This window comes from Bradyrhizobium sp. UFLA05-153, assembly GCF_054185185.1.
On sequence record NZ_JBBIAM010000026.1, the window covers coordinates 13,826 to 33,986 of the forward strand.

The following is a 20,161-nucleotide window of genomic DNA, read 5'->3' on the forward strand; positions in this document are numbered from 1 at the left end:
CAGGATCAACCGCCGAGCGCGGCAATCATCCGTCTGGCGTGATCGGCGAGCACCGCGGGATCTTCCTGTCGCGTCTGCGGCGGCAGCAATTCGACGCCCGCCGTGACCGGCATGACATGCATGTGCAGGTGCATGACCACCTGCCCGCTCGCGGGTTCGCTGAATTGCTGGATGATGATGCCGTCGGCGCCGAACGCCTTCATCGCCGCAATCGCGATCCGCTTGGCAGCACGTGCCACCTCGGCAAGATCGTCCTCGGCGATGTCCAGGATGCCGCGCGCAGGCGCCTTGGGGACCACCAGGGTATGGCCGGGCGAGCGCGGCATGATGTCGAGGAAGGCCAGCACACGGTCGTTCTCGTAGATCCTGAGGCAGGGAATCTCGCCGCGCAAAATCTTTGCGAAGACATTCTGATCGTCATAGGTCGGCATGGCTGTTACCGTGCATTTTCGCCGATCAAACGCGACCGCTTCCGTTGACGCAAGCAGGGCCATCGTCCTATCCACGTGGCGAGGCAGGATGGTCCAGCGGTGACAGATTTCGTTCCCGGGAGCAGTATCGAGAGCACGCGGCGCATTTTGGCGGCGCGGCTGCGGTCGGCCGCCATCGACGAGGCCGAGATCGAGGCGCGCCTGCTCGTCGGAGCCGTGCTGGGCCTCGATCTGACCGGGCTGATCACGCAGGCGAGCCGGCCACTCACGCCCACCGAGGCCGCGCAGCTCGAACGCTACGCGCAGCGTCGCCTCGTGGGCGAACCGGTCGCGCGCATTCTCGGAACCAGGGAATTTTGGGGCCTCACCCTTCAGCTTTCGGACGCAACGCTGGTGCCACGGCCCGACACCGAGACCGTCGTCGAGCTGGCGCTGGAGATCTTTCGCGAACGTCCCGTCTCAGGACGGCCGCCGCGGATCGCCGATATCGGCGTGGGTTCGGGCGCAATCCTGCTTGCGCTGTTGCATGAGATTCCGGATGCGTTCGGCGTCGGCACCGATGTCAGCCTGACCGCGCTGGGCACCGCGAAGGCTAACGCGACAGCGCTTGGCCTCGCCGACCGTTCCGCCTTCATCGCCTGCTACTACGCAGCCGCGCTCGCGGGTCCCTTCGACCTGATCGTGTCGAACCCGCCCTACATTCCCTCGGGCGACATCGCGAATTTGAGCGTCGAGGTCCGCGACTACGATCCGCGCCTTGCGCTCGACGGCGGCAAGGACGGCTTCGACGCCTACCGCGCCCTGATACCGCAGGCGGCGGAGCTTCTGGCCCCCGGCGGAGCCTTGGTGGTGGAGGCCGGACAAGGTCAGGCACGCGGCATTGAAACCTTGATGGCAGCTGCGGCGTTAGAGGTGGACAGGCCGCCCAAGGCTGACCTGGCGGGCGTCTTAAGGGCCGTGTCGGCCCGAAAAATGCCCCCATAAAAGCCCGATTGGGCAGCAAAAACCTCTTGGAATATCCCGTGGGAACGACTACGTTCCGGTCAAACATCGGTGCCGGCCCCGTAGACCTACGGGCGAAAGCCGGGCTCTCAAGGCGAGAGCTGCACTGGATTGAAGGTTCCAAGCCGCAGGTCCTGTTAAGCGCGATGGCCCGTGGAGCTGCGCTGCTTTCCGACCGCAAAGTGAACGAAAGCCTGATATTGCGCTTGAAGATTTACGCAAGAAACCAGGGCTTGTTTCGGCAGGCAGAATGAATGGGTTCGCCGGCGATGGGCGCTGGCGATGGGGAACGCGTCTTGGTTGAACGCGAAGGTCACGACATTGACAGGAACTCGGCAGGGTCTTGAGGCGTGCGCTGCGCGCGTATGAAGCCTGCGTCGCAGCAATTCAGGTCACTCTCAACAGCAGTAACGCGTACGAACTTTTCAAGGGCTGGAATTAAAGGCAGGACATGAGAAACGGTCAGAACAAGCAGCGGATGCGCAACCGGAATAACAACAACAACAACAATAACCGGCGCGGCCAGAACCCGATGACCCGGGTTTACGAGTCCAACGGACCCGACATCAAGATCCGCGGCACAGCCTCGCACATCGCCGAAAAATATCTTCAGCTTGCGCGCGACGCGCGCTCTTCCGGCGACCCGGTTGCGGCCGAGAACTACTACCAGCACGCCGAGCATTATTTCCGCCTGATCGCGGCCGCCCAGGAGCAATTCCGCCAGAACCAACAACAGCCGCGCAGCGGTGAAGAGGTCGTCGTCAGCAGCGACGACAGCGAAGACGACGGCGAGAGTTTTTCGAACTTCGGCCAGGAGCCCGGCTTCGTCCCGCAGCCCCAGCAGCAGCCCTATATGCGCGACCGCGACCATCAGCGTGACCACCAGCGCGGCGAGGGCCAGCCCTATCAGCGCAACCAGCAGCAGCCGCGCGAGCATCGCGATCGCGACCACCGTCCGCAGCCGCAATATGAGCCCCAGCCGCAACCGCAACCGCAGAACCAGCCGCAGCCGGTGATTGCGGATGCCGGCAGCGTCGATCGCCTGCCCTCCTTCATCACCGGCGCACAGCCGCAGATCAATGGCGGCCAGGGTGGCTTCGAAGGCGGCGGTGGCGGTGAGCGCTATCCGCGGCGGCGCCGCCGGCCGCATGGCCCGCGCCCCGACCGCGAGGCAGCGCCGGCCGCCTCGAGCGACGATCTCGCGCCCGGTGAGTAGGCCGCAAAGCCCGCTTCGATTTATCCGACATGAAAAAACGCCCCCGGCCCGCGGGGCGTTTTGCTGTCAGCTCCGCGTCACCGTCGTCGAGGACGGCACCAGCACGGGCTTCAAAGAAGGGATCAGCCGCGCGCGTTCGCGCTTCGCCGGGATCACGCGATAGACCTGCTTGGTCGCTTCCACGATGTGCACGCCAGCAAACGGCAGCGACAGCGCGGCGCCCGCACTCTCCCACATCAGCGCCGACTTCAACAGCCAGCCGCCGGCATAGGGCGGCATGAACAGCGCCTCGCCCCAGGCGGTCGGCGTGAACCAGGTCTGGCGCAGCAGGTCGGTGATCTGTGCGCGCGAATACGGCCGGCCATGGCCGAAGGGCGTGTTCTCGGTGCGAGTCCACACCCCGCGCCGGTTCGGGATCACTGCAATGACGCGGCCCGATGGCGCCAGCACCCGCCACACCTCGCGCAGCAGCGCCGCCGGATCGTCGCAGATCTCGAGCGCATGGACGAGCAGGATGCGGTCAACCGCGGCATCCGGCAGCGGCAGCGAGAACTCATCGACCAGAGAGGCCAGCGCCGGCCGGCCTGTGGGCCATTTCAACACGCCCTGAGCGGCCGGCATGAAGGCGATGCAGCGCTCGGCGTCCTCGCGGAACAGGCCGAGATAGGGGGTGGGATAGCCGATGCCGAGCACCCGCTGCCCCTCGGCACCCGGCCAGCGTTCCCTGATCCCGCGATTGATCAATTGGCGCGCCACGATCCCGAGGCGGCGCGAATAGAAGTCACGCAGATCAATGACATCAATGCTCATGGCCGCAATGTAACATGCGCCCGGCGGCCTGGGCGCGCGGAATATTGCATTGCCTGCGCAACGTTAACGCCATATCTGTTTGCCGGGGCTGAGCGCGATGGAGATGTCATGGCCGCCGAAATTCGTACTTTCACCTGTTTAAACGACAATTTCGGTTATCTGATCCACGATACGGAAACCAAGGCAACCGCCTCGATCGACGCGCCCGAAGCCGGGCCGATCCTGAAGGCGCTGGAGCGCGAAGGCTGGACGCTCACCGACATTCTCATCACTCATCACCATGGCGACCATGTCGGCGGCGTCGCCGAGCTGAAGCAGAAATATAATTGCCGCGTCGTCGCGCCGCATGACAAGACGACGAAAATCGCCAATGTCGATTTGCGCGTCGTCAATGCCGACGTCATCAAGGTCGGCAGCCTGCTCGCGCGCGTCCTAGAGACGCCCGGTCATACGCTCGACCATGTCTCGTACGTGTTCGACGCCGAGAAGACGGTGTTCGCCGCCGACACGCTGTTCTCGATCGGCTGCGGTCGCGTGTTCGAGGGCAACTACCCGATGATGTGGGATTCGCTCCTGAAGCTGCGGGCGCTGCCCGACGACTTCAAGCTCTATTGCGGCCACGAATACACCGCCTCCAACGTCAAGTTCGCGCTCACCATCGAGCCTGACAATCAGGCGCTCCAGGCCCGCGCGGCAGAGGTGACCAGGCTCCGCGCCGAGAACAAGCCCACGATCCCCTCACTGCTTGGTGATGAGAAGCGAACAAATGTGTTCCTGCGCGCCGATGACCCCTCGGTTGCAGCCAAGCTACACATGAAGGGCGCCGATGGCGCCATCGTGTTCGGCGAATTGCGCGAACGCAAGAACAAGTCCTGACGGGGATCGATGCCGACAGCAGCCGAGATCATCGCGCGCCTGGAGCTGAGACCGCATCCTGAGGGCGGGCACTACCGTGAGACGTTTCGCGACCAGACGACCGACGCGCAAGGACGCTCACGCTCGACCTCGATCTACTTCCTGCTGGCGCGCGGGGAGCGCTCGCACTGGCACCGCATCGATGCGGTCGAGGTCTGGCACTACTACGCGGGCAGCCCCTTGACGCTGCGCATTGCGCATGAGGGCTGCTCGCAGCACGAGGTGCGGCTCGGCACCGGGCTCGCGCACGGCGAGCGGCCGCAAGCGATCGTGCCGGCGCAGGCCTGGCAGATGGCGGAGACATCAGGCGAATGGACGCTGGTGGGCTGCACCGTGGCGCCGGCCTTCGAGTTCGCAAAGTTCGAGCTCGCGCCGAAGGGCTGGGAGCCCTAGCGGCGGGCAAACGCCCTCACCGCTTCCGCAACACCATGTCCTTCGCCGCGATCAAGCCGCCACCGGCGATCAGGATCGCGGCGAAGGCGATGTTGGCGCTGGCTTTGGCGAAGCCGGCGGCGATGAGAAAGGCCGTCGAGAGCAGCGGTGTCGCGTAGGACGCCGCGCCCAGCACGCGGATGTCGCCGCGCTTCATGCCGATGTCCCAGGCGTAGAACGCAGCACCTACCGGACCGATGCCGAGCGCGATCACCGAGAGCCATTGCAGCGTCGTCTCCGGCCACACCGTGGTCTCGAGCGCGGCATGCATCAGCGCGGCGAGCAGCGCGGTGGCGAGGCAGAAGCCGGCAACCGCATCGGTCGGCACCGCTTTCAGCCGGCGCGACAGCACCGAATAGGTTGCCCAGACGAAGGCAGCGATGAAGGCTGCGATCAGCCCCGGCAACTGGCCCGGTGCAAAGCCGCTCGTATTGCCGGCGAACAGCAGCACGGTGCCGACGAGGCCGAGCACGGCGCCGACGACGTGATGCACGGCGAGCCGCTCGCCCGGCAGGAAGGACGAGAACAGCACGATCAGCAGCGGCCAGAGATAATTGAGCAGGCCCGCTTCGGCCGGCGGTGCGAAGCGCAGCGCGAGGAAATAGAGCGCGTGATAGCCGAACAGGCCGCCGACGCCGACGGCCCACACGACCGGCGGCTGGCGCAGGCTCGCTGCCACGCCACTGCGACCGATCCAGGTCAGGAGACCGACGAGGCCGCCGATCGCAAACGTCATCGCAGCGAGCTGAAACGCGGGGATCTTGCCGGTCGCGACCGTCATCACCGCGAGCAGGGACCACATCAGGATTGCGGTCAATCCGATCAGTGTCGCGGAGCGGGGAGCCATCAGAGAGGATACCTCGTCATTCCGGGATGGCGCAAAGCGCCGGACCCGGAATCTCGAGATTCCGGGTTCGGCTCCGAGCCTGTCATCGGGCCGGCCAAAGGCCGGACCCGTTGGAGTCGCCCCGGAATGACAGTGCATGGGTGGATGCCCGGGACAAGCCCGGGCATGACGTCGAGACGGTTGTGATCGGGCGTGATGCTTGCGCATCACACCATGTACTGGCCACCGTTGACCGACAGTGTCGAGCCGGTGATGGCGCCGGCCTCATCCGCTGCGAGGAACACCACCGCGCGGGCTATCTCCTCGGGCTCGCCCAGGCGGCCGATCGGAATCAGCGGCAGGATCGCCTTCTCCAGCACGTCCTTCGGCACCGCCTGCACCATCTCGGTGTTGATGTAGCCCGGGCAGATCGCATTCACGGTGACGCCACCCTTGGCGTTCTCGAGTGCGAGCGCCTTGGTGAAGCCGATCTCGCCGGCCTTTGCGGCGGAATAGTTCACCTGGCCGAACTGACCCTTCTGGCCGTTGATCGACGAGATGTTGATGATGCGGCCAAATTTACGCGCGCGCATGCCCTCGATCACCTGGCGCGACATGTTGAACAGCGAGCCGAGATTGGTGCCGATCACGGCATTCCATTGCTCGACGCTCATCTTGTGGAAGGCGCCGTCCTTGGTGATGCCGGCATTGTTGACGAGCACGTCGACCGGGCCGACCTCGGCCTCGACCTTCTTCACGCCCTCGGCGCAGCCGTCGAAGGAACTGACGTCCCATTTGTAGACGTTGATGCCGGTCTCGGCCTTGAACTTCTCCGCCGCCGCGTCATTGCCGGCGTAACTCGCCGCGACCTTGTAGCCGGCCGCCTTCAGCGCCTTGCTGATCGCAGCACCGATGCCCCGCGTACCACCCGTGACCAATGCAACACGTGCCATATTGTATTCCTTCCCTCGACGTTTCCCTGGGCGCTTCTAGAGACTTGAGTGATCGTTTTTACTGACGGATTATGCGGGTGGATTGACGGACATCAAGAACAAAACGCCCGGCGGTGAGCCGGGCGCCTGTCTTTAGTCGAGGCTTACGCGGTTGCGAAGAATATTTGAGTTGCAACCGCTGCCTGTTTAGTCGCGTGCAACGCACCCGTTCTCAGTCACGTGCTACGCACATGGCGATACCCATGCCGCCGCCGATGCACAGCGTGGCGAGACCCTTCTTCGAATCGCGCTTCTGCATCTCGTGCAGCAGCGTCACCAGCACGCGTGCGCCGGAGGCGCCGATCGGATGTCCGATCGCGATCGCGCCGCCATTGACGTTGACCTTCGAGGTATCCCAGCCGAGGTCCTTGTTGACGGCGCAGGCCTGCGCCGCAAAGGCCTCGTTGGCCTCGATCAGGTCGAGGTCGGCGATGTTCCAGCCTGCCTTCTTCAGCGCGGCGCGCGAAGCCGGAATCGGCCCCGTACCCATGATCTTCGGATCGACGCCGGCATGCGCCCAGGACACGATGCGGGCGATCGGCTTCTTGCCTTCCTTGGCCGCCTGCTTGGCGGTCATCAGCACGACGGCAGCGGCGCCATCATTGATGCCCGACGCATTGCCGGCAGTCACCGAGCCATCTTTCTCGAAGGCCGGCCGCAGCTTGGTCATCGCATCGATAGTAGCGCCATGGCGCGGATACTCGTCGGCATCGACCACGACGTCGCCCTTGCGGGTCTTGATTGTGACCGGAACGATCTCGTCCTTGAACCTGCCGGCCTTCTGCGCGGCTTCAGCCTTGTTCTGCGAGGCCACCGCAAACTCGTCCTGCTGGGCGCGGGTGATCTGATATTGCTTGGCCACGTTCTCGGCGGTGTTGCCCATGTGGTAGCCGTTGAAGGCATCCCACAACCCGTCGCGGATCATGGTGTCGACGAGCTCGAGGGCACCCATCTTGACGCCGCTGCGCAAATGCTGGGCGTGCTGGGCCATGCTCATGGATTCCTGGCCGCCGGCAACCACGATGTCGGAGTCGCCGTTGAGCAGCGCCTGGTAGCCGAGTGCGACGGAGCGCAAGCCCGACCCGCAGAGCTGGTTGACGCCCCAGGCCGGGCTCTCCACCGGGATGCCGGCCGCGATCGAGGCCTGACGGGCCGGGTTCTGGCCCTGACCTGCGGTCAGGATCTGGCCCATGATGACTTCGGAGACCCGGCCGGGCTCGATGCCACCGCGCTCCAGCGCGGCCTTGATGGCAATGGCGCCGAGGTCGTGGGCGGGAAGGGTCGCGAAGGCTCCGTTGAAGCTTCCGACCGGGGTGCGGGCGGCGCTGACGATGACAACATCGTCTGACATGGGCATCTCCTGGGGCTTGAGGTTCTTTGAAATGGGGGCAGGCAAGCGATCCGAAAAGGCTCGCCAGTCTCACCCGGCATCCTGTTAACGTCGTTGCGGCATGTCAATCGGCGGAGGGGCAGATTCATACCGCAGCGCATTCAGAATAGCGCATCTGTCGCTTTCGCAAGCAAGTTTTTGCTCTGCAATTAACCGTGGCGCACAAAACGGTAGCGTGAGCCCTTTGAAAATGCTTATTTTGTTGCGTTGCGTACTCTTCCCGCCCTGCGGCATAGCCCGCCGGGTTCCCGTTCTCAGCGTTTGCAAGTGAGAGCCCATGGCGAAATCAGACCAACCCACCACAATCAAAAAATACGCTAACCGCCGGCTCTATAACACCGGAACGAGCACCTATGTGACGCTGGAAGACCTCGCCGCCATGGTGAAGGAAGGCGAGGATTTCCTGGTTTATGACGCCAAGACCGGCGACGACATCACCCGCTCGGTGCTCGCCCAGATCATCTTCGAGCAGGAGAACAAGGCCGGCCAGAACCTCTTGCCCACCACCTTCCTGCGCCAGCTGATCCGCTTCTACGGCGACAGCATGCAGATGGTGGTGCCGAAATATCTGGAGCAGTCGCTCGCGACGCTGACCCAGGAGCAGGAGAAATTCCGCAAGCAGCTCGCCAATACCCTGTCCGGCACGCCCTTTGCGCCACTGGAGGAGCAGGTCCGCCGCAACATGGAGCTGTTCCAGCAGACCTTCTCGATGTTCAAGCCGTTCGCGACCCCGCAGCGCTCCGCAACGCCGGAGCAGCCGGAAGCCAACGGCGAGGCGCCGAAGAGCGACAACATCGACGAACTGCGCCAGCAGATGAAGGACATGCAGGAGCGCCTCGAGCGGATGTCGAAGAAGGAGGAGTAGGCTCCTCCGTCGCGCGTGCCACTTCTTCCTGCGCAGCAATTTGCATCGACCGTGACCACACCCGCCGCCGTCATTCCCCGCGAAAGCGGGGAATCCAGTACGCCGCGGCTTATCGATTGATCACGGACATCTCGGCGTACCGGATCGCCCGATCAAGTCGGGCGATGACACCGAGAGTACGGCACGCGTGTGTCTCGATCTCGTCATCCCAAATCGCGGACACAGCTTCTCGTCGGCATGCAGCCGTTTGCCCGACGATCAGTTGCAGAATCCGCACCGGCGGTCACGGTCCGTAAACTAAGGCGCTTAAGACAATCTTCCCGGATGGCGGCTTAAGCTCCGGTTCCCGATTACGCCCGTTCATTGTCCCGCTCCTGACGAAGCGCCTTTGCCGATGACGACGCCCAGCACGACAGAGCCGCGCGCGAGCGTCCAGCACGGGCCCGAAGCCTTGCTCGCGCTGAGCCAGCTTGCGCTCGATCGCATGGAGCAGGGTGTCTGCGTCTACGATTCCGACAACCGGATCGTGCTGTTCAACCGCCGCTATGTCGACCTCTTCGACATGTCGCCCGAGGTGGTGCGCCCCGGGACGAGCTATCGCGAGGTGCTGGCTCATAGCGCTTCGCGCGGCAACTTTCCGGCGAGCGAGATCGACAAGCTCTATCAGGAGCGCGTCACGCAGATCACGAACGGCAAGCACTTCCGGACGGAGCAGCGGCTGTCCAGCGGCCTGGTGCTGGCGCTCGACCTGAAGCCGCTCCCCGAGGGCGGCTGGATGACAATCTGCGACGACGTCACCCGCCTCGACCGGCTCGAGGCGGAGCTGCGCGTACAGACCGAGCGCAGCCAGCATGCGCTGACCAACATGTCGCACGGTCTCATCATGTACGACGCGCAAGGCAGCGTCGTCGTCTGCAACGAGCGGTTTCTGCGCCTCTACAACCTCGACCCCGAAATCGTGAAACCCGGCGTGTCGCACAGTGCCGTGATCGGGCACTGGATCTCGCGCGGCAATCTGCCCGGAATGTCTGCGGAGGAATTCCACGACAGACGGATGAACGATGTGCGCAGCAAGAGCTCGGACGCCGTGCTCCTGATGCGCTACGACGGTCGCATGGTGCAGGCGATATCGCGCTTCCTGCCCGACGGTGGCTGGGTGACGGTGCACGAAGACGTCACCGAGCGGCTGCGGTACGAGGAGGCGTTGAAGCAGCAGAATATCATGCTCGACGCGGCGCTTGAGAACATGGCGCATGGACTCGCCTTCTACGACGGCGACATGCGGCTCAAGGTCTGCAATAACCGCTACCGCGAGATCTACCGGCTGTCGCCCGAGGAGACCAGGCCCGGCACGCATCTCGCCGAGCTGATCGAGCGGTCGATGGCGAATGGCGCCTTCGCATCCGAGTACAGTCCGCAGCAGATCCTGGAAGCCGCCCGCGCGCGCATAGCGAGCCGCGACGACTCGTCGATGCGGCGGAGCATGGCCAACGACACCGTCGTGTCGGTGCGCTACTGCACGCTGCCCGAGGGCGGCTTCGTCGCGACCTACGAGGACATCACCGAGCGCGAGCGCGCGGTCGAGGAGCTCAGCGAGCAGTATCGCCGGTTCGATGCGGCGCTGAACAACATGAGTCAGGGGCTGTGCATGTTCGACAGCCACCTGCGGGTCATCGTCTGCAACACGCGTTACATCGAGATGTTCGGCCTGTCGCCCGAGATCGTCAAGCCCGGTGTCTCGATGCGCGAGATCATGGAGCATAGTTGCGCGCTCGGCATCAACCCGAACACGACGGCGGCCGCACTCTATGCCGACTATCTCGAGCGGCTGCGCGAGGGCGCGCATACGCTGCACCGCCATTTGAGCGACGGTCGCATCATCAAGCTCAACCACACCCGCATGTCACATGGCGGCTGGGTCGTCACCTATGAGGACGTCACCGAGCGCCACAAGACGCAGGCCCGCGTCGCGCATATGGCGCGACACGATTCGCTGACCGACCTGCCCAACCGCGTGCTGTTCCGTGAGCAGATGAGCGAGGGCCTGAACGAGGTCGCGACCGCCGGCGGCGCGATGGCCGTGCTGTGCCTCGACCTCGACAATTTCAAGACCGTCAACGACCGCCTCGGCCACGCCGCCGGCGACCAGCTGCTGCGCTGGGTCGCCACGCGACTGAAGGAGCAGGCGAGCGAGCACGCCACCGTGGCGCGGCTCGGCGGCGACGAATTCGCGCTGATCCAGCGCGGGCCGCAGCCGGAAGCGGCAGAAAAGCTGGCGCGCCGCCTGATCGAGATCATCGGCCGCCCGCCGCCGCTGGAAAACCAGTCGATCCATGTCGGCGTCAGCATCGGCATCGCACTCGCGCCCGATCACGGGCTGGACGCGGACGAGCTGATGAAGTGCGCCGACCTCGCGCTCTATGGCGCGAAGGCCAAGGGGCGCGGCGCCTATCAGATCTTCGAGCCAGCGATGGAGGAAGAGGCGCGCGCGCGGCATGCGCTGGAGGCGGACTTGCGCGGCGCGCTCGAAGCCTACGAGTTTCATCTGGTGTTCCAGCCGCAGGTTCGCCTGGACACATCCGAACTGACCGGTTTCGAGGCGCTGCTGCGCTGGAAACATCCTTCGCGCGGCATGGTCTCGCCGGCGGAGTTCATTCCGATCGCGGAGGAGACCGGGCTGATCGTTCCGATCGGCGAATGGGTTTTGCGCACCGCGTGCGCGAGGGCGGCGGGTTGGCCGGACATGACCATCGCGGTGAACCTGTCGCCGGTGCAGTTCCGCGCGCGTGGTCTCGTCGCCATGATCACGAGCGCGCTCGCTGAGGCCGGCCTTGCGCCGCATCGGCTCGAGCTCGAGGTCACCGAGACGGCGCTGCTCGACGACAGCGAGGCGACGATCGAGATCCTGCATCAGCTCCGCGCACTCGGCGTGCGCGTGAGCCTCGATGATTTCGGCGTCGGCTATTCCTCGCTCAGCTATTTGCGAAAATTTCCCTTCGACCGCATCAAGATCGACCGCTCCTTCGTCGGCACGCTCGGCGAAAGCCCGGAAAGCGTCGCCATCGTCCGCACCATCGCCAGCCTCGGCTCGGTGCTCGGCGTCGAGACCACGGCGGAAGGCGTCGAGACCTCCGACCAGCTCGACTTCGTCCGCGAATGCGGTTGCACCGCGGTGCAGGGATTTTATTTCGGCAAGCCATGCCAGGCCGCGGAAGTCGGCCGCACGATCGAGCGGCTGAACGCGATCAGGCGCGTGGCATGATGTTTCTTCACCTCGCCCCGCTTGCGGAGAGGTCGGCTTCATCTCAACCCAGCTCCGCCGCGCCATCGGCGACAGCCCGACCTGTCTGAATTACGCGGTATGGGAATCGAACGCTGCACTTCCGCGCGGCGTTCACGCGATAGCGGTAACAGGATAAACCGACCACACGAGCAACAGCCAGCTGGAATGCAGCAAGAGGCTCGCCTCCCAACCGACGCGCGCCCGCCGCCAGCACACGTGAATCTGCTGCAGTATCGTTTCCGCTCGCGCCGTTGAGGACGCCGCCGCGCCGTCATTGCAGTCACGCAAACACTGCAACGCACGCTTATCTCGCAGTCGCAAACAGAGCGATTGCAAGACGCGCCAATTGCCGCTTTTTCCTTGTCAAGGTTCCCCTGTGGGATCAGACTTGAACAACACCGGCAAGTAAATGGGCCGGTTCAAATCATAGGGGCGGAACCATGAATAGATTTTCTATTGCATGCGCCACCTTGTTCGGCATGAGTTGCACGCTCGCTGCAGCAGCAAGTCATGCGCAAGAGGTCCCCAATCCGGACCAGTGGACGCCACCGCGCGAGGCGAAGATTTCTCCAGTCACTCAAGATCAACTCAACGCAGCAGGCAAGAACGCGACGAATTTTCTGCTGACCAACGGCAACTACGCTCAGACGCGCTTTCACCCTGCAAAGCAGATCAACCGCGACAACGTGAAGAACCTGCGCGTCGCCTGGATTTTCCAGACCGAGGTCAAGGAATCTCTGGAAACGTCGCCCATTGTAGTCAATGGCGTGATGTATGTGACAACATCCTTCAGCCATGTCTATGCAATCGACGCCAAGACAGGCGAACAGCTCTGGCACTATGCTCACAAGATGGGACCCGTGACGATTTACTGCTGCGGTCCCAACAATCGGGGCGTCCAGGTTCTTGGCGATCTCGTCTATCTCGCCACGCTGGACGCCAAGCTCGTCGCACTCAATGCAAAGACCGGTGACGTCGTCTGGAAGACGGACGTTGCCGATCCCGAGCTCGGCTATAGCGAGACGATGGCTCCGACCGTCGTCAACGATAAGGTTTTGATCGGAACGAATGGTGGTGAGTATGGCATCCGTGGCTTCGTGAGGGCTTACGGTGCGAAGACCGGAAAGCTGATCTGGAATTTCGATACGATTCCGGAAAATTCCGTCGGCGAGTGGACGACCAAGGATGCCACGGGGCGCGACATGCACCGCGACATCGCAGCAGAAAAGGCCCAGCTCTCCAAATCTGGCGATCCCTACGCGAAGCTCGGTGGCGGTGTCTGGCAAAATCCGGCCGTCGATCTCGAGACCAAGCGGATCTATTTCGTGGTTGGCAATCCATCACCCGACCTCGACGGCTCCGTGCGGCCGGGCGACAATCTCTATACCGACTCGCTGGTTTCGCTTGATCTCGAGACCGGCAAGTATGTCTGCCACTTCCAGTACATCGCCCACGATGTCTGGGATCTCGATGCCGTGAGCCCGCCGGTTCTGGTCGATGTGAAGGACAAGGCCGGCAAGACCGTCCCTGGCGTGATCCATGCCGGCAAGACTGGTCACATCTACGTTCACGACCGCAAGGATTGCAGCCTGATCCGGTTCTCCGAAGCCATGGTGCCACAGGAGAACATGTGGACACTGCCGACCAAGGAAGGAGCCCGCATGCTTCCGGGTGCGAATGGCGGCGTCGAGTGGTCGCCGATCGCGACCGATCCGGGGCAGGAACTGGCCTACGCCATCAACCTGCACCAGCCAATGCACTACCGGGTCGAGAACTCACCCTATCCGAACGGCAAGCTCTGGCTTGGTGGCGCCTTCACGGCGATTCCTGGTGAAAAACAGTCGGGCAATATCACCGCCGTCAACTACAACAACGGCAAGATCAGGTGGCAGGTGAAGACGCCGGAGCCGATGATCGGCGGCATTCTCGCCACCGCAGGCGGTCTGGTGTTTGCCGGTGAAGGCAACGGCAAGTTCGCCGCCTATAACTCGTCGACCGGCAAGGAATTGTGGAGCTTCCGCGCCGGTGCGGGCGTCAATGCGCCGCCATCCAGCTATATGCTGGGCGACAAGCAATACATCGTGGTCGGCGCGGGCGGCAACACGCAGGTGAACTTCAGACGCGGCAACAACATCATCGCCTTCACGCTCGATTGAGCGGGCTGGCATCAGGTGTTCACACCGGCGGGGCCGTTCGCGGCCCCGCATTCTTGAGGCTCACCGCAATGGGATGGATGCGCAGCAAGTCGCAGAGGCCGCTTGGCTGGTTAGCGGGCGGGATCATCATCGGAGCGTTGTCGGGGGCAAGCCCCGCTCCGGCAGTTGCCGAAAGCATTGCCGAGAAGGCCGAGGGCTGCGCCCGCTGTCATGGCCTGGACGGCAAGCCGATCGACAAGACCACTCCCGTCATCTGGGGACAAAAACTCGGATACGCTTACATCCAGCTCCGCGATTACAAACGCGGTGACCGGAAAAGCGACATTATGCAGCCCATCGCGTCAACGCTCGAGAAGGATGACATGCTGGCGATAGCTGAAATTTTTTCGAAAAAGCCCTGGCCTGACCTGGGCCAGCCCGTCACAGCCAGGAACGTTGCGGAACGAGCCCTGCGCGCCGAGTACTCGGTGGGCTGCACCAGCTGTCACCGCGATCGATTTCAGGGCGACAGCACGGTGCCCCGGCTTGCCGGCCAAAGCCTCGAATACCTGGCCAAGACGATGGCCGACTTCCGCACCCGCGCGCGCGGCAACAACCCGGGCATGTCCGACTTGATGATCGCCACCGCGGGCGACGACCTTACAGCGCTGGCGGAATATTTGGCCGGTCTCCAAATTCCTCGGAGCCAGTGAGCCGGCTCACCGCACCGACAGGCGTTCACGCAGAGCCGACGGAACGGCAAGATCTGCGGCACGTCTGCCGGCATTGTCCATAAGCGATGGATCGGCACCTCGCGCCAGCAAGAGAGCGGCGATCTCCGCGTGTCCGCCTTCAGCGGCAATCATCAGCGCCGTGCGCCCGCGGACATCCCGGTCATCAACACGTGCTCCCCCCTCCAGCAAATGCCGGACGACCTCCACCGCCGCCGCTTCGGGCACCTTTTCATCAGGCCCCGCCGCCCACATCAGCAGGGTGAGGTCGTTGGGATAACGGGCATTGATGTCGATATTCCGCGCCAGCAGCCGCTTCACGATGTCGAGCCACGCCCGGGCCGCCGCATAGACGATTGGCGGTTTCCCCGTCTCGTCGGGTACGCGCTCGTCGGCGCCATGCGCGAGCAGCATTTCGACGATGGCATCACTGCCGGCATAGGCCGCAGCCGCAACCGTCGAGATGCCACTGCGCCCGGTCAGACTGATGTCAGCCCCCCGCTCAATGAGCCGTTGCGCGACTGCGACATGGCCTCGTTCGGCCGCAAAGTACAGTGCAGTCGCCCCAGCCAGATTGCGCGCATTGATTGGAGCGCCGCGCGCGAGCAGCAGGTCGACCATCTCAAGGTGACCGAACCTTGCGGCATGGCTAAGCGGGCGCGCGCCGAACCGATCGCGCGCGTCAACGGACGCTCCATCGTCCAGTAGTGCGGTTGCTAGTGCTATGCAATTCGCATCCGCCGCCGAAAACAAAGTCAATGAGACCTCGATCGCGCTGACCTGAGGTTTCAAGGATTGAAACCGGCGCACCACTTCCTGGCATCGTTCGGGGCCGGCTGCGAGGCTCGATGACGCCGCGCTCATCGAGGCGATCGCAACCAGGCAAAACAACACGACACGGCGATACATGGCTGTGTCTCCCCGTCGCATTTCGGTTCGCGCAGGGTGGCACGACGGCTACGTCATGCCAAGCCATCAGGCGTCCACGCCGGAGGCAGGGCCACAGGCGGGCCGCTATCCTATGGCCGGCATTGCGCGATCGGGCTGACCGCCCCACGGCCGCTCGGCCGAGGCGAGGCCGATCAGGCGACCCTGGATGTAGTCGCAGCCCCAGTCGCGCAGCATGTTTGCCGCTTCCTCGTCCTGCACCCATTCGGCGACGGTCTTGATGTCGAGGCGGCGCGCGAGGTCGAGCAGGGTCTGCACGAAGGCGCGGTCGTCGGCGGAACGGGTGATGTTCTGCACGAAGGCGCCGTCGATCTTGACGATGTCGACGCCGAGCTTGCGCAGGTTGCGGAACGAGGTGTAGCCGGCGCCGAAATCGTCGATGGCGATGCGGCTGCCGAAATGCTTGAGACGGCCGACGAAGGCGCGGACGTCGTCGATGTCCTGGATCGCCACCGTCTCGGTGATCTCGACGATCAGCCGCTCGGCAACGCCCGGATGGGCCTGCATCAGCGATTCGATTCCCGCCCACCAGTCGGGATCCATGGTGGTATCGGGCGAGATGTTGAGGCTGAGCCTGACCTCGGGCGAGGCGGCAAGCTCGGCGACGACGAGCTCGAGCACGCGATGGTCGACGAGGCGGATGAGGCCGAGCCGCTCGGCCACCGGCACGATGTCGGGCGCGAGCAGCGTCCGCCCGTCGCCCTGCTCCATCCGCACCAGGCATTCATAGAATGCGCCGTCGCGCGTCGCGGCCGAGACGACCGGCTCATAGGCGAGCACGATGCGACGGTCGTTCAGCGCGGTGACGATCTCGTCGGTGACACGGATGTTGACGCGGCGCTGCGCGTCGCGCTCTGCATTCGGCCGCCAGGTACCGAACGAGCCGGCGCGGCGGCGTTTGGCGGCATCCAGCGTCTCGTGCGCGCGGTTGATCGCTTCATCGGTGTTGCGGGCATAGCGGGGAACGCCGACCGCGCCGATCGAGGCGGTGACCGAAACCGGGCCCGACTTGGTCGGCACCACTTCGTCGCGAATGCCGGCAAGGAAGCGCTCGGCGGCGACGTTCATGTCGTCAATGGTGCAGTTCTTCAAGATGAGGCCGAACTTGTTGCCTGAGAAGCGCCCGAGCACGTCGCCGCCGCGAAGCCGCGCGCGAATGCGTTTTGCCACGTCGAGGATCACGGCGTCCGCAACGTCGAAGCCGAAGGCGTCGTTGACGCGGGCGAGATGATCGATCCCGACCAGCATGAAGGCGCTGGAGGAGCGGAAGCGGATTGACTCCTCGATCGCCTCGGCGAGCGCCGCGATCAGATGCGTGCGGTTGAGCTCGCCGGTCAGGGGATCGAGCCGGGCGAGCTTTGCAAGCTCTTCGTCGCGGGCGTGGCGCTCATTGTTGATGCGGACGGCGCCGATCGCACGGACCGGCCGGCCATCGGGACCTGCGAACCACCGGCCGGTCTCCTCGATCCAGACCACGGGGTCGGAAGCGCTCATGCGCACGCCATATTCGGCACGGTAGGGCGTGCCGTCGGCGCCGTGCACGGCCGGCGACTGGGCCAGGGCGGCCGTGCGCAGCGACTGCGACGGCTCGATCAGGCGGGCGAAGTCCGCGCCGGTCGCCAGCCGCTCGGCGGGGATGCCGGGGAAGACGGAACCGACCTGCTCGCCCCACTGAATCGCATCGCTCGCGATATCCCAGATGAAGACGGCCTCGCCGAGGGAGGCCAGGATGTCGGAGGCTTGCGGCAGGGCAGCGGTCAAAGGCGCCTCGTTTCGGGACAGCGGAGACGGTCTCGCACTCCTGAGGATAAAGCGAGATTCGGCTTTGACCCTAGGCAAAGTTCATAAACAATTTGGAAACCACGTTTCGAAGCTGGTCCGGAACCAGAACGGCCCCGCCGGCATAGACCTTGCGAGTACCTCACACGCACGGCGACCCGCGTCCCGAAACGCGACAGTCTCGCCGGATTTCGAGCCGGATTAACGGTGTTTGCGATGGTGAGTACGGACCGAGCAGAGGAAGCGGAAGGCGGCACCGGGACCGCCCTGGTCCTGCTGACCCCGACGCTCGCATTGGCGCACAAGGTGGTGGTGCTGCCCCGCCCCGACCCGAGCTTCGTCACCCAGCTCATCGCCAATGCCGAGCACCTGCCGCAGGCGAGCCGGCTGCGCCGGGCGAGCCCCGCCGATGCGAACATGGCCTATGGCCATAAGCGCCCGCTGGGCACCGTGAGCGCCAGGACGCGCCAGGTGGCATGAAGGACGTTGGTTAGTTTCGCAATCCGAGCCGCGAGGCACCCTTAGCGCGATCAGCGCTGCGGCGCATCCGGCGACGTCGGCGTGCCGTTGCTCGGCTGCAGATGCGGCGAAGGGATTTCCGGCGAGGGCGCGGCTTGCGGTGCTTTTGGCGCGGGGGGATCCATCAGCACGGACTCGGCGACGGACTGCGCGGATGCAGGAGGCACGATCGGTGCGGGTTGCGGTGCAGGCGCCATGCGCGGCTCGACGACCGGCTCGTCCGCCTCCTCCTCGACCTGACGGCGCGCCTTGCGCGGTGCGGGCGCTGCCTCGGTCACATAGGCGCGGCGACGGGTACGCTGGGCGACGCCGCCGAAGAAATCGGCCATCGCAAGCAGCACAAGCAGGAAAAAGGTGGAGTTGCCGAACTTCTCCGGCCACATGACGAATTCGGCCGCGGCCGCGCCGAACACGATCAGCGACAGCAGATGGTCCATCAGGAATTTCGCGCCGGGCCGCGCGCCCTTGACGATCTCGAGCAGCAGCAGCACCACACCGAGTGCCAGCAGCAGGTCACTCAGCGTCACCGGCCAGACCTGGCCCTCAAGCATCGGCACCTTGAAAAGCACGGCCGTGAAGGACACGTCGTGCATCAGGAACACGATGATGTTGTAGACCGCGAGCGGAATGAGAAGCAGCGGGAAACCGACCATCGCGTGCGCGCCTTCCTGATCGAGACATCCGGGCAGGACAATGCGGCGGCGAAGCGTTTGCTCCGCCGCCGTCACCGTCTTAACTCACTGATTGGCCGAATCCAGGCGGGTCAATCGCCTCGCCTGTTGATACGCCGGCCTCAGGACTCTTTCTTCTTCAGGACCTGCCGGCCCTTGTACATGCCGGTCTTGAGGTCGAGATGGTGCGGGCGGCGGAGCTCGCCGGAGTCCTTGTCCTCGACATAGGTTGGCTTCTTCAGCGCGTCAGCCGAGCGGCGCATGCCACGGCGCGACGGCGAGGTTTTTCTTCTCGGAACGGCCATTATCAATATCCTCTAGGGATTGGTGTTCGGGGCATCGTCCGGCCTTCCGGACGGCTCAGCACCCGCAAACGGGGCGAGCTGAATGCTGATCAAGGCCGGGCTTATAGAGGAAGGCTGCTCGTAAAGCTAGGGTTTTGGGGCGGAAAAAGCACCCGAAATGGGCTCAAAATCCGCGATTTTCCCGCCAACAGATCGAAACGGCCTGCGCCCGCGCCATATAGGTCACCGCCAGCCGCCGCACCCCCGGTCCCGGCGTGCGGGCGCTGCGGTTGACCGGGTTTGGCAGGATCGCGGCCAAAAGCCCAGACTCCCGGGGCGAGAGACTGGCTGCGGACTTGCCGAAGGCATAGGCGCTGCCCGCTTCTACCCCGAACTGCCCCTGAGGGCCGAGCTCGGCAATATTCAGGTAAATCTCGAGAATCCGGTGTTTCGGCAGGACGAAGTCGATCCACAGCGCCAGCGGAAACTCCAGCACTTTCCGGATGGGATCCCGCCCCTGCCAGAGGAACAGGTTTTTGGCCACCTGCTGGGTGATGGTGGAGGCGCCGCGGAACGGCGTTCCGTCCTCTTGCGCATCGTCGATCGCCTCGCGCAGCGCGCCCCAGTCGATGCCGTGATGCTTGCAGAAATGGGCATCTTCAGCCCCGACCACCGCGCGCGGCAAATAGGGCGACATCGCCGAAAGATCGATCCACTGCCGCTGCATCGGGGCACCGCGAAGGGAGCGCCAGGCCATCAGCGTCGAGACCGGGTGGCCGGCACGGTAGAATGGCGCGATCAGATAAGGCAGGAGCGCCGCGGCGGTCAGCACCAGAGCCAGGGTTTTGACGATGCGAAAAATCGACCTTGTCCTGCGCCAAAATGGAAGTGATGAACCGGCCCGGCGATTAAGCCTGTGATAATTCGGGGCT

At 64.3% G+C, this 20,161-nt stretch carries 19 protein-coding genes and 1 pseudogene; 10 read left to right on the forward strand and 10 right to left on the reverse strand.

Translation table 11 applies throughout. The annotated features are described in order from the left end of the window. Positions 1–5: 5 nt before the first annotated feature. Complete coding sequence (locus tag Q2941_RS17635) at positions 6–431, reverse strand: HIT domain-containing protein (protein WP_027524044.1); 426 nt, start codon at positions 429–431, stop codon at positions 6–8. A gap of 147 nt (positions 432–578) precedes the next feature. Here Q2941_RS17635 and prmC point away from each other — a divergent pair, with 147 nt between their 5' ends. Both prmC and Q2941_RS17645 read left to right on the forward strand, forming a co-directional pair. Beyond that, positions 579–1,415: a peptide chain release factor N(5)-glutamine methyltransferase gene (prmC, locus tag Q2941_RS17640; protein ID WP_371260493.1), complete on the forward strand. Its 837-nt coding sequence runs from the start codon at positions 579–581 to the stop codon at positions 1,413–1,415. 469 nt (positions 1,416–1,884) lie between these two features. Further along, positions 1,885–2,649, forward strand: coding sequence for a DUF4167 domain-containing protein (locus tag Q2941_RS17645; RefSeq protein ID WP_027524041.1), 765 nt, complete (start codon positions 1,885–1,887; stop codon positions 2,647–2,649). Positions 2,650–2,715: 66 nt separating this feature from the next. Here the strand turns inward: Q2941_RS17645 and Q2941_RS17650 are convergent, their stop codons facing one another. Continuing rightward, positions 2,716–3,459, reverse strand: a complete 744-nt coding sequence (locus Q2941_RS17650) for a methyltransferase domain-containing protein (RefSeq protein WP_027524040.1) — start codon at positions 3,457–3,459, stop codon at positions 2,716–2,718. A gap of 108 nt (positions 3,460–3,567) precedes the next feature. On the opposite strand from Q2941_RS17650, the gene gloB reads away from it, so the two are divergent. Next, complete coding sequence (gene gloB / locus Q2941_RS17655; protein WP_458193268.1) at positions 3,568–4,335, forward strand: hydroxyacylglutathione hydrolase; 768 nt, start codon at positions 3,568–3,570, stop codon at positions 4,333–4,335. Positions 4,336–4,344: 9 nt separating this feature from the next. Then, positions 4,345–4,767: a cupin domain-containing protein gene (locus tag Q2941_RS17660; RefSeq protein ID WP_027524038.1), complete on the forward strand. Its 423-nt coding sequence runs from the start codon at positions 4,345–4,347 to the stop codon at positions 4,765–4,767. A gap of 16 nt (positions 4,768–4,783) precedes the next feature. Here the strand turns inward: Q2941_RS17660 and yddG are convergent, their stop codons facing one another. From yddG to Q2941_RS17675, 3 genes are all read right to left on the reverse strand, one after another. Then, positions 4,784–5,653 (reverse strand): aromatic amino acid exporter YddG, encoded by an 870-nt coding sequence (gene yddG, locus Q2941_RS17665; protein ID WP_027524037.1) that lies wholly within the window; start codon positions 5,651–5,653, stop codon positions 4,784–4,786. A 206-nt stretch (positions 5,654–5,859) separates the two neighbouring features. After that, entirely contained in the window at positions 5,860–6,585 is a 726-nt protein-coding gene (gene phbB, locus Q2941_RS17670; protein WP_027524036.1) for an acetoacetyl-CoA reductase, read from the reverse strand. A gap of 211 nt (positions 6,586–6,796) precedes the next feature. Next, entirely contained in the window at positions 6,797–7,975 is a 1,179-nt protein-coding gene (locus Q2941_RS17675) for an acetyl-CoA C-acetyltransferase (protein WP_027524035.1), read from the reverse strand. Between the two features lie 316 nt (positions 7,976–8,291). On the opposite strand from Q2941_RS17675, the gene phaR reads away from it, so the two are divergent. From phaR to Q2941_RS17700, 5 genes and pseudogenes are all read left to right on the forward strand, one after another. Continuing rightward, positions 8,292–8,879 carry a polyhydroxyalkanoate synthesis repressor PhaR gene (phaR, locus tag Q2941_RS17680; protein ID WP_458193269.1) on the forward strand — a complete coding sequence of 196 codons (588 nt, stop codon included), beginning with the start codon at positions 8,292–8,294 and terminating at the stop codon, positions 8,877–8,879. Between the two features lie 394 nt (positions 8,880–9,273). After that, the gene (locus Q2941_RS17685) at positions 9,274–12,141 is read left to right on the forward strand and encodes a PAS-domain containing protein (RefSeq protein WP_458193270.1); all 2,868 of its coding nucleotides are present in this window, start codon (positions 9,274–9,276) and stop codon (positions 12,139–12,141) included. 34 nt (positions 12,142–12,175) lie between these two features. Then, positions 12,176–12,278 (forward strand): annotated as a pseudogene (locus Q2941_RS17690) (antibiotic biosynthesis monooxygenase family protein); the annotation flags it as partial. Positions 12,279–12,602: 324 nt separating this feature from the next. Then, the gene (locus tag Q2941_RS17695; protein WP_051389811.1) at positions 12,603–14,318 is read left to right on the forward strand and encodes a pyrroloquinoline quinone-dependent dehydrogenase; all 1,716 of its coding nucleotides are present in this window, start codon (positions 12,603–12,605) and stop codon (positions 14,316–14,318) included. Positions 14,319–14,395: 77 nt separating this feature from the next. Continuing rightward, positions 14,396–15,010 carry a c-type cytochrome gene (locus Q2941_RS17700; protein WP_035662876.1) on the forward strand — a complete coding sequence of 205 codons (615 nt, stop codon included), beginning with the start codon at positions 14,396–14,398 and terminating at the stop codon, positions 15,008–15,010. A 6-nt stretch (positions 15,011–15,016) separates the two neighbouring features. On the opposite strand, the gene Q2941_RS17705 is transcribed toward Q2941_RS17700, so the two are convergent. Then, positions 15,017–15,841, reverse strand: a complete 825-nt coding sequence (locus Q2941_RS17705; protein ID WP_458193271.1) for an ankyrin repeat domain-containing protein — start codon at positions 15,839–15,841, stop codon at positions 15,017–15,019. 201 nt (positions 15,842–16,042) lie between these two features. Beyond that, the gene (locus Q2941_RS17710; protein ID WP_458193272.1) at positions 16,043–17,737 is read right to left on the reverse strand and encodes an EAL domain-containing protein; all 1,695 of its coding nucleotides are present in this window, start codon (positions 17,735–17,737) and stop codon (positions 16,043–16,045) included. A 234-nt stretch (positions 17,738–17,971) separates the two neighbouring features. On the opposite strand from Q2941_RS17710, the gene Q2941_RS17715 reads away from it, so the two are divergent. Continuing rightward, complete coding sequence (locus Q2941_RS17715; RefSeq protein ID WP_254109851.1) at positions 17,972–18,235, forward strand: hypothetical protein; 264 nt, start codon at positions 17,972–17,974, stop codon at positions 18,233–18,235. A 50-nt stretch (positions 18,236–18,285) separates the two neighbouring features. Here Q2941_RS17715 and Q2941_RS17720 read toward each other — a convergent pair whose 3' ends face one another. From Q2941_RS17720 to mtgA, 3 genes are all read right to left on the reverse strand, one after another. Next, on the reverse strand, positions 18,286–18,927 hold the full coding sequence (locus Q2941_RS17720) for a hypothetical protein (protein WP_458193301.1): 642 nt from the start codon (positions 18,925–18,927) through the stop codon (positions 18,286–18,288). A gap of 140 nt (positions 18,928–19,067) precedes the next feature. Then, the gene (gene rpmF / locus Q2941_RS17725) at positions 19,068–19,250 is read right to left on the reverse strand and encodes a 50S ribosomal protein L32 (protein ID WP_024509484.1); all 183 of its coding nucleotides are present in this window, start codon (positions 19,248–19,250) and stop codon (positions 19,068–19,070) included. A gap of 163 nt (positions 19,251–19,413) precedes the next feature. After that, on the reverse strand, positions 19,414–20,091 hold the full coding sequence (mtgA, locus tag Q2941_RS17730; RefSeq protein WP_458193302.1) for a monofunctional biosynthetic peptidoglycan transglycosylase: 678 nt from the start codon (positions 20,089–20,091) through the stop codon (positions 19,414–19,416). Between the last annotated feature and the right edge of the window lie 70 nt (positions 20,092–20,161).

What these genes read in the sequence shown, in the direction of transcription:
- Q2941_RS17675 (WP_027524035.1), bottom strand. Translation starts at nt 7,975, where the DNA reads ATGTCAGACGATGTTGTCATCGTCAGCGCCGCCCGCACCCCGGTCGGA.
- Q2941_RS17715 (WP_254109851.1), top strand. Translation starts at nt 17,972, where the DNA reads ATGGTGAGTACGGACCGAGCAGAGGAAGCGGAAGGCGGCACCGGGACC.
- phaR (WP_458193269.1), top strand. Translation starts at nt 8,292, where the DNA reads ATGGCGAAATCAGACCAACCCACCACAATCAAAAAATACGCTAACCGC.
- phbB (WP_027524036.1), bottom strand. Translation starts at nt 6,585, where the DNA reads ATGGCACGTGTTGCATTGGTCACGGGTGGTACGCGGGGCATCGGTGCT.
- rpmF (WP_024509484.1), bottom strand. Translation starts at nt 19,250, where the DNA reads ATGGCCGTTCCGAGAAGAAAAACCTCGCCGTCGCGCCGTGGCATGCGC.
- gloB (WP_458193268.1), top strand. Translation starts at nt 3,568, where the DNA reads ATGGCCGCCGAAATTCGTACTTTCACCTGTTTAAACGACAATTTCGGT.
- yddG (WP_027524037.1), bottom strand. Translation starts at nt 5,653, where the DNA reads ATGGCTCCCCGCTCCGCGACACTGATCGGATTGACCGCAATCCTGATG.
- Q2941_RS17695 (WP_051389811.1), top strand. Translation starts at nt 12,603, where the DNA reads ATGAATAGATTTTCTATTGCATGCGCCACCTTGTTCGGCATGAGTTGC.
- Q2941_RS17650 (WP_027524040.1), bottom strand. Translation starts at nt 3,459, where the DNA reads ATGAGCATTGATGTCATTGATCTGCGTGACTTCTATTCGCGCCGCCTC.
- Q2941_RS17720 (WP_458193301.1), bottom strand. Translation starts at nt 18,927, where the DNA reads ATGGTCGGTTTCCCGCTGCTTCTCATTCCGCTCGCGGTCTACAACATC.
- Q2941_RS17645 (WP_027524041.1), top strand. Translation starts at nt 1,885, where the DNA reads ATGAGAAACGGTCAGAACAAGCAGCGGATGCGCAACCGGAATAACAAC.
- Q2941_RS17635 (WP_027524044.1), bottom strand. Translation starts at nt 431, where the DNA reads ATGCCGACCTATGACGATCAGAATGTCTTCGCAAAGATTTTGCGCGGC.
- Q2941_RS17660 (WP_027524038.1), top strand. Translation starts at nt 4,345, where the DNA reads ATGCCGACAGCAGCCGAGATCATCGCGCGCCTGGAGCTGAGACCGCAT.
- Q2941_RS17700 (WP_035662876.1), top strand. Translation starts at nt 14,396, where the DNA reads ATGCGCAGCAAGTCGCAGAGGCCGCTTGGCTGGTTAGCGGGCGGGATC.
- Q2941_RS17685 (WP_458193270.1), top strand. Translation starts at nt 9,274, where the DNA reads ATGACGACGCCCAGCACGACAGAGCCGCGCGCGAGCGTCCAGCACGGG.